The organism is Azospirillum sp. TSO5 (genome assembly GCF_003116065.1).
GTDB lineage: Bacteria > Pseudomonadota > Alphaproteobacteria > Azospirillales > Azospirillaceae > Azospirillum.
This window is the reverse complement of the sequence record NZ_LGQY01000034.1, coordinates 34,437-47,792: the sequence shown is the minus strand read 5'-3', so window position 1 is coordinate 47,792 and position 13,356 is coordinate 34,437. Positions and strand designations below refer to the sequence as shown.

At 66.7% G+C, this 13,356-nt stretch carries 12 protein-coding genes; 4 read left to right on the top strand and 8 right to left on the bottom strand.

The annotated features are described in order from the left end of the window. Positions 1 to 29: 29 nt before the first annotated feature. Entirely contained in the window at positions 30 to 1,088 is a 1,059-nt protein-coding gene (locus TSO5_RS10930) for a 2Fe-2S iron-sulfur cluster-binding protein (protein ID WP_109151612.1), read from the bottom strand. Positions 1,089 to 1,205: 117 nt separating this feature from the next. Next, positions 1,206 to 2,870, bottom strand: coding sequence for an aromatic/alkene/methane monooxygenase hydroxylase/oxygenase subunit alpha (locus TSO5_RS10925; RefSeq protein ID WP_109151611.1), 1,665 nt, complete (start codon positions 2,868 to 2,870; stop codon positions 1,206 to 1,208). Between the two features lie 510 nt (positions 2,871 to 3,380). On the opposite strand from TSO5_RS10925, the gene TSO5_RS10920 reads away from it, so the two are divergent. From TSO5_RS10920 to TSO5_RS10905, 4 genes are all read left to right on the top strand, one after another. Further along, positions 3,381 to 3,773 (top strand): c-type cytochrome, encoded by a 393-nt coding sequence (locus tag TSO5_RS10920; RefSeq protein ID WP_109151636.1) that lies wholly within the window; start codon positions 3,381 to 3,383, stop codon positions 3,771 to 3,773. Positions 3,774 to 3,805: 32 nt separating this feature from the next. Next, positions 3,806 to 4,201 carry a VOC family protein gene (locus tag TSO5_RS10915; protein WP_109151610.1) on the top strand — a complete coding sequence of 132 codons (396 nt, stop codon included), beginning with the start codon at positions 3,806 to 3,808 and terminating at the stop codon, positions 4,199 to 4,201. A 44-nt stretch (positions 4,202 to 4,245) separates the two neighbouring features. Next, positions 4,246 to 4,800, top strand: a complete 555-nt coding sequence (locus tag TSO5_RS10910) for a twin-arginine translocation signal domain-containing protein (protein WP_109151609.1) — start codon at positions 4,246 to 4,248, stop codon at positions 4,798 to 4,800. 64 nt (positions 4,801 to 4,864) lie between these two features. Further along, a complete protein-coding gene (locus tag TSO5_RS10905; protein ID WP_109151608.1) occupies positions 4,865 to 6,436 on the top strand; it encodes a GMC family oxidoreductase in 1,572 nt (523 codons plus the stop codon). A 6-nt stretch (positions 6,437 to 6,442) separates the two neighbouring features. Here TSO5_RS10905 and tkt read toward each other — a convergent pair whose 3' ends face one another. The 6 genes from tkt to TSO5_RS10875 form a co-directional block, all read right to left on the bottom strand. Next, on the bottom strand, positions 6,443 to 8,434 hold the full coding sequence (gene tkt, locus TSO5_RS10900; RefSeq protein ID WP_199230854.1) for a transketolase: 1,992 nt from the start codon (positions 8,432 to 8,434) through the stop codon (positions 6,443 to 6,445). A gap of 41 nt (positions 8,435 to 8,475) precedes the next feature. After that, the gene (locus TSO5_RS10895) at positions 8,476 to 9,432 is read right to left on the bottom strand and encodes a D-2-hydroxyacid dehydrogenase (protein WP_109151607.1); all 957 of its coding nucleotides are present in this window, start codon (positions 9,430 to 9,432) and stop codon (positions 8,476 to 8,478) included. Continuing rightward, positions 9,432 to 10,322: an NAD(P)-dependent oxidoreductase gene (locus tag TSO5_RS10890; RefSeq protein WP_109151606.1), complete on the bottom strand. Its 891-nt coding sequence runs from the start codon at positions 10,320 to 10,322 to the stop codon at positions 9,432 to 9,434. Before TSO5_RS10890 ends, TSO5_RS10895 begins: the two co-directional genes overlap by 1 nt. Before the next feature lie 220 nt (positions 10,323 to 10,542). Further along, entirely contained in the window at positions 10,543 to 11,802 is a 1,260-nt protein-coding gene (locus TSO5_RS10885) for a TRAP transporter large permease (RefSeq protein WP_109151605.1), read from the bottom strand. After that, on the bottom strand, positions 11,799 to 12,359 hold the full coding sequence (locus TSO5_RS10880; protein ID WP_199230853.1) for a TRAP transporter small permease: 561 nt from the start codon (positions 12,357 to 12,359) through the stop codon (positions 11,799 to 11,801). Before TSO5_RS10880 ends, TSO5_RS10885 begins: the two co-directional genes overlap by 4 nt. Next, entirely contained in the window at positions 12,359 to 13,342 is a 984-nt protein-coding gene (locus tag TSO5_RS10875) for a TRAP transporter substrate-binding protein (RefSeq protein WP_109074147.1), read from the bottom strand. The genes TSO5_RS10880 and TSO5_RS10875 overlap by 1 nt, the downstream gene beginning before the upstream one ends. Between the last annotated feature and the right edge of the window lie 14 nt (positions 13,343 to 13,356).

Genomic DNA, 13,356 nt, shown 5'->3' with positions numbered 1-13,356 from the left:
CTTTCCTCCCGTATTTGCAAAATCCCGGCTCAGCGGGTGGCGGGGGTGAATTTGTCGAAATAGACGCGCGCGGAATCGACGCCGGCCATCTGCAGGACCGGCAGCACCGCGTCGATCATCGGCGGCGGTCCGCAGGAGAAGACGTCGGCCTCCTCCACCTCATCCATCTCGGACAGGTGCCGGCGCAGCACCTCGTGGATGAAGCCGGTTTCGCCGATCCAGCCGTCGCCCTCCTCGGCATGCGACAGGGCGGGGATGAAGGCGAAGTCCGGCAGGCTGCGGGCGAACTCCTCGAAATGGTCGAGGTGGAACAGGTCCCGGCGGCTGCGGGCGCCATAGAAGAAGCGAACCGGCCGGGTCTCGCCGCTGGCGGCCTGATCGCGCAGGATCGACAGCAGCGGCGCCATGCCCGACCCGCCGCCGACCAGGATCATCGGTCCCTCCCGTCCCTCGCGGCGGAAGCAGCTGCCGTAGGGGCCGCGGACGCTCACCCGGTCGCCGACCGACAGGCCGCCGTCCAGCTGGCGGGAAAAGGCGCCGTCCGGGTATTTCTTGATGATGAACTCCAGCCGATTTCCATCGGCCGGCGGGTTGCCCATCGAGAAGGACCGGGTCAGGCCGATGCCGGGCAGCGTGATGTCGGCATATTGCCCGGCCCAGAACTTCATCGGCTGGTCGAGGTCCAGCGCGATGGCGACGATGTCGTGGGTCAGCGGCTCCACCGCCGCCAGCCGCGCATTGAAGTCCTTCACCGGGATGGAGCGGGACAGCAGATCCTCGTCATAGTTCAGCAGTTCCACCGCCACGTCGCTGTAGGCCAGCGAGCGGCAGAGCAGGATGTGGTTGCTGTCACGCTCCGGATCGGAGAGCGCGAAGGTGGAGTATTTCAGCATCTCCACGTCGCCGTCAATCAGCAGGCATTTGCAGGCGGAGCATTGCCCCTCCTTGCAGCCATGCATCAGCGAGACGCCCTGGCGGAAGGCCGCGTCGAGGATGGTTTCCCCCTCCGCAACCTCCATTTCGATGCCGACCGGCTCCAGCCGCACCGTGTGGACGGCCGGACTGTTGTGCAGCGCTTGTGCGGTCATGGTCTGTCGATCTCCGCGGTGATGTCCGCCTGTGATGTCCGCAGGGGCTCCCGTTCCCCCTCTCCAGCCGGAAAGGGGGCTGGAAAGGGGGGCGGACCCGAGTAAATGGGCGGGGGATCAGACCCGGCGGATCTTGAAGCCCTTGCGGTATTCCTCGACATGGGCCTGACGCTGTTGCGGCGTCATTTCACGCAGGGCCAGCAGCGGGCTGCGGATGGTGTGGCCGCGCACGTGGTCCAGCGTCCACATGTCCTTCTCCTCGAAGGACAGGTGCGGCTGGGCGACCAGCGTCTTCCCGTCGGGACGGACGAAGCCCATGTCTTGGATGGCGTCGGCGAGGTCCCAGCCGTCATAGACCTCCTCCCACTGGCGCCGGCCGGAGAAGCGGCCCATCGCCGGGGTCGGACGACCCTGGTATTCGGCGGCGAACGCCTCCTTGTGGGTCCAGCGGTCGACCTCGGAGGCGTAGGTGTAAAGTTCGCCGTCCACCTCATCGACCTGGAAATCCTCGCGGATCACGCAGGGCACCAGGCTCGACCAGCAGCGGTGCGGATAGACGTAGCCGGTGTCGGCGAAGGTGATCGGCACGCTGCCGGGCTTGCTGAGCTTGGCGTAGTTTTCCCACCAGACGCCGAACTCGTCGTACCAGCCCGGATACTTGCTTTCGAACCACTCGAAGTCGCGCTCGGTCATCGCCTCGATGCGCCAGAAATTGGCCCACCAGCCGGCGGAGAAGAACTGGGCGATCTTGTGGACGTAGTTCTTCTTGACGATGCTGTCGAAGGCTTCGTGAACGTCGTCATGGTGGATCTTGATGCCGTACTTCTCCAGCGGCAGCATGTAGGTGCGGTAGTAATCCTCGAAGATCCAGCGGTGCCACAGCTCGGCGTAGGATTCCTTGTTCTTGTCGCGGTGCTTGGTGCCGTATTCGATGATCGTGCCGATGGCGGCATCGACGATCATGTGGTTCTGCCAGAAGGAATAGCGGATGTCGCGTTCCAGCAGCAAATGGTTGTCCGGCTCCTTCAGCACCGACATCAGCATGGAATGGCCGTTGCCGATGTGGCGGGATTCGTCGCTCTGCACCGACAGGAAGACGGTGGGCAGGGCATAGTCGCCGTTGCGCGCCGCTTCCGACGGCATGGCGACGAACAGCGTGTTGGTAAAGGCGGTCTCCGCCACGACCTGCAGGTAGATGTTCGACGCGGTGATGGCGTCGCCGGTCAGGAAGGCTTCACCGAACTGTCGGCCGATGGTGGTGGCGTAGCATTTGCCGAACGCCTTCTCGGTGATGTCGAACCCGGCCGGGTCGATGTAGTTCTCCATGTACCATTTCTTGAGATTCATCTGGATCGTCGAGTGCCGGAACTCGTCGATCATCTGCATGGTGAAGCCGGTGCGCAGATCGTCCCCCGGCGCCAGCTGGCCCAGCGTCGCCATCGACCGCGCCGCCGAGATCTCGGGGAAGGGGATGATCGCCAGGAACAGCTTCATCCATTCGATCCAGCGCGGCTCGACGTTGCGGAACATGTCGCCGCGCAGTGCCGCGTCCAGCGCCCCGTAGACGCGGTTGTCCTTCTCCTCCTGCATCGGGAAGTAGGAGCGCAGGACCTGCTTCATCGGGTCGCGCGGCGCCTTGGAGATCTTGTAGTCGGTCGGGAAGCTCATCGCCTCCTTGACGTAGGACGGCGTCCAGCCGAGATCGGCGACGCGGCGCGCCGCCTCGGTGATGCCGATGCCTTTCTGGCTGGTGATCTTGTTCAGCGTCAATCCATCCGGCATGTCGTCTCTCCCCATGATTTTGATGATGGTGTTCCGATGGTCGGGCTTGTGGATCGGGCCTGAGGGATCGCGTCGGCCGCGCATGCCGGATGACGGGTCACCGGCAGTGGTAAGGGCGGGATCGGCAATGGCGCGACGGTGGCGGCGCGACGACGTGGTGCGCAGCCTCAGGCCGCTTGCGGCCGCCGAACCGGGGCAGCCGCATCGCCGACCCCATAAAGCAACCGGCGTGCCAAAAGCCCAAGCCACCAGGGAACGCCAATTTTAAAGAAGGTTCGCTGTACGCACTGTCTCATTACAGGACGATCTGTCGCGCTGCGGTGTCCCAAAATGAAACAGTTGGGACGGTTGGCAGAGGGCAGACGGCCAGAAACCGGCTTGCCTGCTTGTCCGCCACGGCCTCTCGCAGCGTGGCATGCCCCTTGCTCTACCCAGTCGACGGCGCCGCTCCGGCTGGTCCGAAGTGCCGGCGCCCCGCTTCGGGAGGATTTTCAAACGATGAGGCATGCGATGCACGCGAGGATGTCGCCGCACCGCTGGGTGATGTTGCTGCTCCTTCTGTCCATACCCTTCTCGCCCTTCACGCCGAAATCGGCGGCGGCGGATGGCGAGGTGCTGTTCCGGCAGCAATGCGGAACCTGCCATTCTGTGAAGAAGGACGATGGGCCGCGCGCCGGACCGCCGCTCTACGGCGTCATCGGCCGCAAGGCCGGGACGGCCGACGGCTTCGAATATTCGGATGCGCTGCGCGGTGCCGGCTTCGCCTGGGACGCCGGCCATCTGGAACGCTGGCTGGCGAACTCCAACCAGTTCGTTCCCGGCAGCTACATGAACTACCGCCAGGACGACGATGCGATCCGCAAGAGCATCGTCCAGTTCCTGGAGGCCAAGGCCAAAGGGTAGCGCCGACTCTCCACGACTTCGCAGGATACATCATGGCCAAAATCATTCACATGATGGTGCGCGTCCTCGACGAACAGCGGTCGCTGGACTTCTACGCCAAGGCCTTCGGACTGGAACCGGCCGAGCGGCTGGGGTTCGACGGCTTCACGCTGATCTACCTGCGCAACGCCGAAAACGACATGGAACTGGAGCTGACGGTCAACCACGACCGCACCGCGCCCTACACCCACGGCGACGGCTACGGCCACATGGCGGTGGCGGTGGACGATCTGGACGGCGAACACGCCCGGCTGTCGGCTCTGGGCTTCCCGGTGACGCCGGTGAAGGAATTCGCCCCCGGCGGCACCCTGCTGGCCCGCTTTTTCTTCATCACCGATCCGGACGGCTACAAGACCGAGGTCCTGCAACGCCACGGCCGCTACCGCTGAGCTTTGACAGCAAAAACAATCCACCTGGGAAGGAGACGTCGATCATGCGCGTTCTCGACAAACGGATACGGCTCAACCGGCGCAATTTTCTGAAGACCTCCGCCGCGTCGATGGCGGCGGCCGGCGCGGTTTCCGGCGGCATGGTGTCGATCGGAGCGATCCCGGCCTGGGCCGAGGCGCTGACCGCCATCAAGCCCGACGCAGCCAAGACCCTGCTGGTGATGGTGCGCGACCTCTATCCGCACGACCGGCTGGGCGACGCCTATTACGAGACGGCGCTGGCCTCGATGGACCAGGCGGCGGCCAAGGACGCCACCGTGGCCGGCCAGCTCAACGAAGGCGCGGTTGCTCTCGATGCCGCCGCGCGCAAGCTGCACGGCACGCCCTACGCCGCCATCAAGGCGGAGAAGGATCGCGTCGCCGTCCTGAAATCCATCGAGACCACGCCGTTCTTCGCCAAGGTCCGCGGCGACATGGTGGTCGCGCTCTACAACCAGCCGGAGGTGTGGGCAAAGCTCGGCTACGAAGGGGCGTCGGCCGAATATGGCGGCTACATCCACCGCGGCTTCGACGACATCGACTGGATCAAGGACGCCTGACGGCACCACCGATTGGCCTGAATGAACGCCCACTGAATACCCGAAAAATGGGGAGGACCGAGACATGGTCGCGAAATTCGCAATGGACGACGACAGCGTCGTGGTGGTGATCGGATCGGGTGCCGGCGGCGGCACTTTGTCGAACGAACTGGCCCAGAAGGGCATCAAGGTCGTCTGCCTGGAAGCCGGCAAGCGTCACGAAATCCAGGATTTCGTGAATGACGAATGGAAGAGCTTTTCGCAAATCTCCTGGCTGGACAAGCGCACCACGTCCGGCAGCTGGCGGGTGGCGAAGGACTTCCCCAACCTGCCGGCCTGGATCGTCAAGGCGGTCGGCGGCTCCACCATCCATTGGGCCGGCGCCTCGCTCCGCTTTCAGGAGCACGAGTTCAAGGCGCGCACGACCTACGGCGAGGTGGAGGGCGCCAACCTGCTCGACTGGCCGGTGACGCTGGCGGAGATGGAGCCCTATTACGACAAGGCCGAATTCAAGATGGGGACGACCGGCACCAACGGCATCCCGCGCCTGCCCGGCAACAACAATTACAAGGTGCTGGCGGCCGGCGCCAAGAAGCTGGGCTATGCCGAATTCCACACCGGCAACATGTCGATCAACAGCAAGCCGCGCGACGGCCGCGGCTCCTGCCAGCAGATCGGCTTCTGTTTCCAGGGCTGCAAATCGGGCGCGAAATGGTCCACCCTCTACACCGAGATCCCCAAGGGCGAGGCCACCGGCAACCTGGAGGTCCGGCCGGACGCCCAGGTGCTGAAGATCGAGCATGACGCCAAGGGCAAGGTCAACGCCGTGCTCTATGCCGACAGCACCGGCGCCATCCACCGGCAGAAGGCCCGCATCGTCGCGGTCGCCGGCAACTCGATCGAAAGCCCGCGCCTGCTGCTGAACTCGACCTCGACGATGTTCCCGGACGGGCTGGCCAACTCCTCCGGTCAGGTCGGGCGCAACTACATGCGGCACATGACCGGCTCGGTCTATGCGCTGTTCGACAAGCCGGTCCACATGTATCGCGGCACCACCATGGCCGGCATCATCCGCGACGAATCCCGCTTCGACCCGCGCCGCGGTTTCGTCGGCGGCTACGAGATGGAAACGCTGTCGCTAGGCGTGCCCTTCATGGCGGCCTTCCTCGATCCCGGCGCCTGGGGCCGCGATTTCAGCTCGGCGCTGGATGCCTACGACCATATGGCCGGCATGTGGCTGGTGGGGGAGGACATGCCGCGCGAGATCAACCGCGTCACCCTGCACGCGACGGACAAGGACAAATTCGGCCTGCCCATCCCCAACGTCAATTTCGACGACCACCCCAACGACATCGCCATGCGCACCCACGCCTATGGCCGCGGGTCAGCGGTCTATGACGCGGTGGGGGCGGTGCGGACCATCCACACCCCGCCCTATCCTTCCACCCACAATCTCGGCACCAACCGCATGAGCGCCAACGCCCGTGACGGTGTCCTCAACAAGTGGGGACAGGCGCACGACGTCAAGAACCTGTTCGTATCGGACGGCAGCCAGTTCACCAGCGGCGGGTCGGAGAACCCGACCCTGACCATCGTCGCGCTGGCGATCCGGCAGGCCGACTACATCGCCGACCAGATGGGCAAGCGTGAGATCTGAGGACCGTTAAAGCCGTGCCCGCGCCTCCTCCGCCACCCGGTCCGGCGTGATGCCGAAGTGGCGGTAGAGGTCGGGCACCGCGCCGGATGCGCCGAACCCGCTCATGCCGACGAAGCCGCCATCCTCGCCGATGTAGCGTTCCCACCCCTGGACCACCGCCGCCTCGACGGCGACCCGCACCGTCGACCGGTCGATGACGGCGCGGCGATAGGCCTGATCCTGCTGCTCGAACAGTTCCCAGCAGGGCATCGAGACCACTGCGGTGGGCACCCCATCGGCCTGCAGCAGGTCGCGGGCCTGCAACGCGATGGCGACCTCCGATCCGGTGGCGAGCAACGTGACCCGGCGCTGGCCTCCCGCCGCCTCGGCCAGCACATAGCCGCCGCGCCGGCAGCGGTTGTCGGCGTCGGCCCCAAAATTCACGGCGCGGCGCACCGGGTCTAGCGGCTGGCGGGCGAAGACCAGCGCCGTCGGGCCGGAGCGGTGCTCCAGGGCGATCTCCCAGCACTCGGCCGCCTCGACCACATCGGCGGGGCGCAGCACCAGCAGGTTGGGAATGGCGCGCAATGCCGCCAGCACCTCCACCGGCTGGTGCGTCGGGCCGTTGGTGCCGATGCCGATGGAATCGTGGCTGAAGACGAAGGTGACCGGCAGCCCCATCAGCGCCGCCATGCGGATGGCCGGGCGTTCGTAATCGCAGAAGGCCAGATAGGTGATACCGCTCGCCACCACCCCGCCATGGGCGGCAATGCCGTTCAGCATGCTGCCCATCGCATGCTCGCGCACGCCGTAATGGACGTAACGGCCGGAGCGGTCGTCGGCGGTGAAGGCGGCCAGCCGCCGCTTGTGCAGGGTGGCGCCTTCCAGGTCCGGCGCACCGCTCAGCATCTCCGGAATGACCTCCGTCATCAGGTCGACGATGTCGCCGGAGATCTTGTAACCGTGATCGCTGTGCCCGCTCTCCGCCATGCGGCGCTTGAAAGCGTGTAGCGCGTCGGCCCAGCCGTCGGGCAGCCGCCCCTCGCGCAGCCGGTCCAACTCGCGGCGCTTTTCGATGGGCAGCACGGCGACGCGGGCTTGCCAAGCCTGCTGCTCCGCGCCACCCCGGCGGCCAGCCTCCAGCCACGCGGCGCGGACATCCTCCGGGATTTCAAAAGGCGCATGCGGCCAGTCGAGCGCGCGGCGGGCGGCGTCGGTGTGTTCCTTGAACAGCCGGGCGCTGTGGGCGGCGCGCTGGCCCTCATGCGGCAGGCCGCGTCCGATGCTGGTGGTGCAGGCGATCATCGACGGCCGCGGATCGAGCTTGGCGAGGCGCAGCGCTTCCGACACCGCCTCGATGTCGTGGCCGTCGACCTCCTGCACATGCCAATTGCTGGCGCGAAAGCGGGCGGCCATGTCGTCGGACAACGCGAGGTCGATGCCGCCGTCGTCGGTGATGCGGTTGTCGTCCCACAGATAGGTCAGCTTGCCCAGCCGCAGATGCCCGGCGAGCGCGATGACCTCCTGCCCCACACCCTCCTGCAGGCAACCGTCGCCGACCAGCGCATAGGTTCGGTGATCGACGATGTCGTCGCCGAAGCGGTGGTTCAGGAAGGCTTCGGCCAGCGCCATGCCGGCAGCGTTGGCGATGCCCTGCCCCAGCAGCCCGGTCGTCACCTCGATGCCGCAGGACTGGTGGATTTCCGGATGACCGGCGGTGTGCGACCCAAGCACGCGGAACCGCTTGAGTTCCTCCAGCGTCATCGCCTCGTAGCCGCTGAGATGCAGCAGCGAGTAGATCAGCATCGAGCCATGGCCGTTCGACTGGACGAAGCGGTCGCGGTCGAACCACAGCGGGTCGGCGGCGTTGAACTTCAGGTGCCGGGTGAAGAGCGCCGTCGTGATGTCGGCGGCGCCGAGCGGGGTGCCGGGATGCCCCTCGCCCGCGCGCTCGATGGCATCCATGGACAGAAAGCGGATCGCGTTCGCCATCCGGCGCGGATCGACGCTGGGCATCATGTGGTCCTTTCGGGAATGCGGGATGGTGCGGGGCTGCGCCGTCACGTCACCAGATTGATCGGCCGCCCGGCCGCGAAGGCTTCGATGCAGGCGGTGACCTGTTCGGCGACGGCCTGCCGCGCCTCGACGCTGGCCCAGCCGATGTGCGGGGTCAGCAGGAAGTCGGTGCGCCCGGCAAGGCGGAGGAAGGGATGGTCGTCCGGCGGCGGCTCCACCGCCGTGGCATCGACGGCGGCACCGGAGATCAGCCCGCCTTCCAGCGCCCGGACCAGCGCCATGTCGTCGATCAGCCCGCCGCGCGAGGTGTTGATGACCAGCGGCCGGCGCGCCATCCGGGCGAACTCCGCCTCGCCCAGCAGATGGCGGGTGGCGGGGGTCAGCGGGCAATGCAGGGTCAGCACGTCGCTCTCGGCCAGCACCGCGTCGAACGGCACATGGTCCGGTCCGCTTACCGCCTCCCCCTTGCGGCCGGCGAACAGCACGCGCATGCCGAAGGCGCGGGCGATGGTTGCCACCGCCAGCCCGATAGCGCCGCGCCCGACGATGCCGAGCGTCGAGCCGTGCAGATCGCGGATCGGGTGTTCCAGCAGGGTGAACTGGCCGCAGGCCTGCCACGCCCCCGCCGCCACCGACTCCCGGTAGGCCGGCAGGGACCGGCGCAGCGCCAGCATCAGGGCGAAGACATGTTCCGGCACCGTGTGGATGGCATAGGCGCGGACGTTCGACACCGCGATGCCACGAGCACGGCAGGCGGCGAGGTCCACAGTGTCGGTCCCGGTCGCCGCCACGGCGACGAAGCGCAAGTCGGGCAGCTGCTCCAGCGTCTCAGCGCGGATCGGCACCTTGTTGACGATCAGGACGGTCGCCCCGCGTGCCCGCTCGACGATCTGCTCCGGCGCGGTGCGGCCATACTGCGTCCACTCATGCGGCACATTGGGACGGCGTAGCGCGATGTCCGCCCCCATCGTGTCGTGGTCCAGGAAGACGATGCGCTCCATCACGGCCGCCCCGCGGCGGTGCCGTTCACCGCGTGATAGCTGCGGATGACCTGACTGTCGTCCATCGCCCCTTCGCCGCGGCCAGAGGTGGCGAGGAACATCTGGTGGGCGACGGCGGCCAGCGGCAGCGCCGCCTTGGCGTCGCGCCCGGCCTCCAGTACGATCCCCAGATCCTTGACGAAGATGTCCACCGCGCTGGTGATCTCCGGCTCCGCCTCCAGCATGCGCGGCCCCCGGTCCTTCAGCATCCAGCTCGACGCCGACGACCCGCTCATGATCTGCAGCAGGATGTCGAGATCGACCCCGACCTTGGCGGCCAGCGCGAAGGCCTCCGCCACCACGGCGATGTGGACGCCGCACAGCAGCTGGTTGACGGTCTTGACCGTAGCACCCTGCCCCGGCTTTTCGCCGACATGGAAGACCTTGTCGCCCATCGCCGCCAGGATCGGGCGAACCCGCTCCAACGTCGCGGCCTCGGCGGCGGCCATGATCGACAGCGTTCCCGCCACCGCGCCCACTACCCCGCCGGAAACCGGCGCATCGACGAAGCGGCGCCCGGCCGCTTCCACCCGTTCGGCCAGCGCGGCGACGGCGCCCGGCGGGCAGGTCGCCATCAGGATCACCGAAGCGCCGGCCGGCAGGGCCTCCAGCGCGCCGTCGGCGAAGAGCGCGGCGTCGGCCTGCGCGGCATTGACCACCATCAGCACCAGCGCGTCCGCACCGGCCGCCGCCGCTGCCGCGCTGGAGGCGCCCTTTCCGCCGGCCGCTTCCAGCGTCCCGACACTCTCGGCCCGCACGTCGAAGCCCCGAACGGCGAAACCCTTCGCCAGCAGATTGCGCGCCATGGGCATTCCCATGGAACCGAGGCCGATGAAACCGACTGTCGTCATCGTGTCATGATCCTTGGAATTGATGTGCCGCCCAGCTCAGAACTTGCGGGCTTCCAGCATCCCTGCTGGGAGACGCCGTCTCCCAATCAGTGGCTTACTTCGGTCGTCATTCCCGCGACGGCGGGAATCCAGACTTTACAAGCGCTTGCCCTGGAAGCTCTGGATCCCCGCTTTCGCGGGGATGACGGCCGATAATCATCACTGATAGCTTGCCGCCGGCTCAGTACAGGATGGTCGCAGGCACGTAGGACACGAGGCCCAGCACGATCAGCGCCACCAGATAGAAGGGCCACAGCTCGCGCACGATGGCGCCGATGGGCTCGCGGGAGATGGCGGCGGAGATGAACAGCGTGGTGCCGATCGGCGGCGTGAACAGGCCGATGCTGAGGTTGACCGCCATCATGATGCCCAGCTGGATCGGGTCCATGCCGATGGCGCCGCCGACGGCGACGAATGTCGGCCCCAGCAGCAGGATCGCCGCCGGCAGGTCCAGGAACATGCCGACCACCAGCATGATCAGGTTCATCGCCAGGATGATCAGCCACGGCTCCTGCAGCACCGTCTGCGCATAGGCGGCCACCGCATTCGGGATCGCTTCGGTGATCAGCACATAGCCGACGAGGTTCGACGCGGCGATCACCAGCATGACGACGCCCGTGGTCACCACTGTCCCCATCAGGGCGGCATGGATGCGCTTCCAGGTCAGGTCGCGGTAGATCAGCACGCTGACCAGCAGCGCATAGGCGACAGCGACGACGCTGACCTCCGTCGGGGTGGCGATGCCGAAGCGCAGCAGCACCAGGATGAAGGCCGGCATCAGCAGCGCCGGCAGGGCGGAAATGGTTGCCTGCCCCAGCGCCCGCAGTCCGCCCTCGCTCTTCAGCAGCGGGAAATTGCGGGTCCGGCCGCTGACGTAACACACCACCATCATGCCGGCGGCCAGCAGCAGGCCCGGCAGGATGCCGGCGAGGAACAGCGAGGCGATGGAGGCGTTCGACACCGCGGCGTAAAGGATCAGCGGGATCGACGGCGGGATCAGCCCGGCGATGACCGACGAGGAGGCGGTCGCCGCCGCGCCGAACGCCGCCGGATAGCCCTCGCGCTTCTGCCAGGGGATCAGCATGGACCCGAGCGCCGACGCCTCCGCCACCGCCGATCCGGACACGCCGCCAAAGATGGTGGAACCGACGACGGTGACCTGGGCCAGACCGCCGGGATAGCGCCCGACCAGCGCGGCGGCGAAGCGCACCAGCTTCTGGCCCAGCGTGCCGCTCATCATCAGCGCGCCGGACAGGATGAAGAAGGGAATTGCCAGCAGGGGGAAGCTCTGGGTCGGCTGGAACAGCTTGACGACCGCGATCACGGTCGGCACCGACCCCATGGTCATCACCGCGGCGCCGGAACTGATGACCAGCGCATAGCCGACGGGAAAGGAGAGCAGCAGGAGAAGGCCGAAGACGGCGACCATCACGACGGTCATATCTCTTCCTCCGACACATGGGCGCGGACGGACCGCGGGTCTTCGGCGATCAGCAGGCGCAGGAAGGTGGTGACGGCGGTCAGACCCACGCCGACGAAGCCGGCGATCAGCGACAGGTAGGCCCAGCGGGCGCTGACGCCCGTCACCGGGTAGATCTCGCTGCCGGTGATCTCGATGACGGCGAGGCCGATGTAGGCGAGATAGAAGAAGGTCGCCCCCACCACCACCTGCATCGCCAGCAGCAGCGCGCGGGCCAGCGGGCGGGGCAGCAGGTCGAGCAGCAACGTGACGGAGATATGCGCGCCCTTCTGCGCCGCCAGCACCACGCCGCCCATCACCAGCCAGGGGAACAGCAGGTTCGGCAGTTCCGACGGCCAGCCCAGCCCCTGCGTCGTCAGGTAACGGACGACGACCTCGGCGCCCAGAGCCAGGAACAGCACGATCAGGGAAAGGATCGCCACGGCGGCGGAAAGGACGGTGATGGCACCGTCGGCCGCCTGGAGAAGAGTGGCGGGAAGTCCCGCCACCTCATGCTCCCGCTCGTGGGATACCGTCATCACTGCGCCGCTCCGGCGGCGGCTTCCTTGCGGACCAGGGCGACCAGTTCAGGGAACTGCTTCTCCCACTTGTCATAGACGGACTTGGTCTTGGCGATGAAGGGCGCCGGATCCACCGTGTTGAACTTCACGCCGGCGTCTTCCATCTTCGCCTGCAGTTCCTTGTCGGCCTTGGCGGACATCTCGCGGTTCAGCTTGCCGGCCTCGGCCGCCGCGTCCAGCACCGCCTTCTGATCGGCCTTCGACAGGGTGTCGAACACGATCTTGCTGGCCAGCAGCGGGGTCGATTCATACTTGTGGCCGGTCAGCGAGATGTATTTCTGCACCTCGAAGAGCTTCGACGAGTAGATGTTCATCAGCGGGTTCTCCTGCCCGTCGACCACGCCCTGCTGGAGCGCGATGTAAAGCTCGGAGAAGGCCAGCGGCATCGGGTTGGCGCCGAGAGCTTTGAAGATGTCGACCGTGATCGGGTCCGGCGGGGTGCGGATCTTGATGCCGGCCAGATCCTCCGGCTTGGTGATCGGCCGGACATTGTTGGAGACATGGCGGATGCCGTTGTCCCACATCGCCAGCAGAACCAGCCCCTTGGCCTTCGACGCCTCGTCCAGCTTCTTCGCCACCGGGCCGTCCAGAACCTTCCACGCCTGCGGCAATGACTGGAACAGGAAGGGCAGGCCAAGCACGGCATATTCCGGCACGACGCCCGAGGCGGTGCCCTGCGAATTGGCGCTGAAGGCCAGCGTGCCGAGCCGCATGCTGGTCAGCGCCTCGGCGTCGTCGCCGTATTGGGCGCTGCCGCCGACCTCGATCTTCACCCGGCCGTCCGTCTTCTTGGCGACGAGTTCCGCGAACTTCAGCGAGGCTTCCGCCTTCGGGTTGCCCGGCGCCGCGTTGTGGGCCAGACGCAGGACCTGCTGGGCCCAGGCGGCCGGCGAAGCGACCAGGGCGGTGCCCACCACCAGCGACAAAAGCAGCTTCTTCATCGGATCTCTCTCCC

What these genes read in the sequence shown, in the direction of transcription:
- TSO5_RS10930 (WP_109151612.1), bottom strand. Translation starts at nt 1,088, where the DNA reads ATGACCGCACAAGCGCTGCACAACAGTCCGGCCGTCCACACGGTGCGG.
- TSO5_RS10925 (WP_109151611.1), bottom strand. Translation starts at nt 2,870, where the DNA reads ATGCCGGATGGATTGACGCTGAACAAGATCACCAGCCAGAAAGGCATC.
- TSO5_RS10920 (WP_109151636.1), top strand. Translation starts at nt 3,381, where the DNA reads ATGCACGCGAGGATGTCGCCGCACCGCTGGGTGATGTTGCTGCTCCTT.
- TSO5_RS10915 (WP_109151610.1), top strand. Translation starts at nt 3,806, where the DNA reads ATGGCCAAAATCATTCACATGATGGTGCGCGTCCTCGACGAACAGCGG.
- TSO5_RS10910 (WP_109151609.1), top strand. Translation starts at nt 4,246, where the DNA reads ATGCGCGTTCTCGACAAACGGATACGGCTCAACCGGCGCAATTTTCTG.
- TSO5_RS10905 (WP_109151608.1), top strand. Translation starts at nt 4,865, where the DNA reads ATGGTCGCGAAATTCGCAATGGACGACGACAGCGTCGTGGTGGTGATC.
- tkt (WP_199230854.1), bottom strand. Translation starts at nt 8,434, where the DNA reads ATGATGCCCAGCGTCGATCCGCGCCGGATGGCGAACGCGATCCGCTTT.
- TSO5_RS10895 (WP_109151607.1), bottom strand. Translation starts at nt 9,432, where the DNA reads ATGGAGCGCATCGTCTTCCTGGACCACGACACGATGGGGGCGGACATC.
- TSO5_RS10890 (WP_109151606.1), bottom strand. Translation starts at nt 10,322, where the DNA reads ATGACGACAGTCGGTTTCATCGGCCTCGGTTCCATGGGAATGCCCATG.
- TSO5_RS10885 (WP_109151605.1), bottom strand. Translation starts at nt 11,802, where the DNA reads ATGACCGTCGTGATGGTCGCCGTCTTCGGCCTTCTCCTGCTGCTCTCC.
- TSO5_RS10880 (WP_199230853.1), bottom strand. Translation starts at nt 12,359, where the DNA reads ATGACGGTATCCCACGAGCGGGAGCATGAGGTGGCGGGACTTCCCGCC.
- TSO5_RS10875 (WP_109074147.1), bottom strand. Translation starts at nt 13,342, where the DNA reads ATGAAGAAGCTGCTTTTGTCGCTGGTGGTGGGCACCGCCCTGGTCGCT.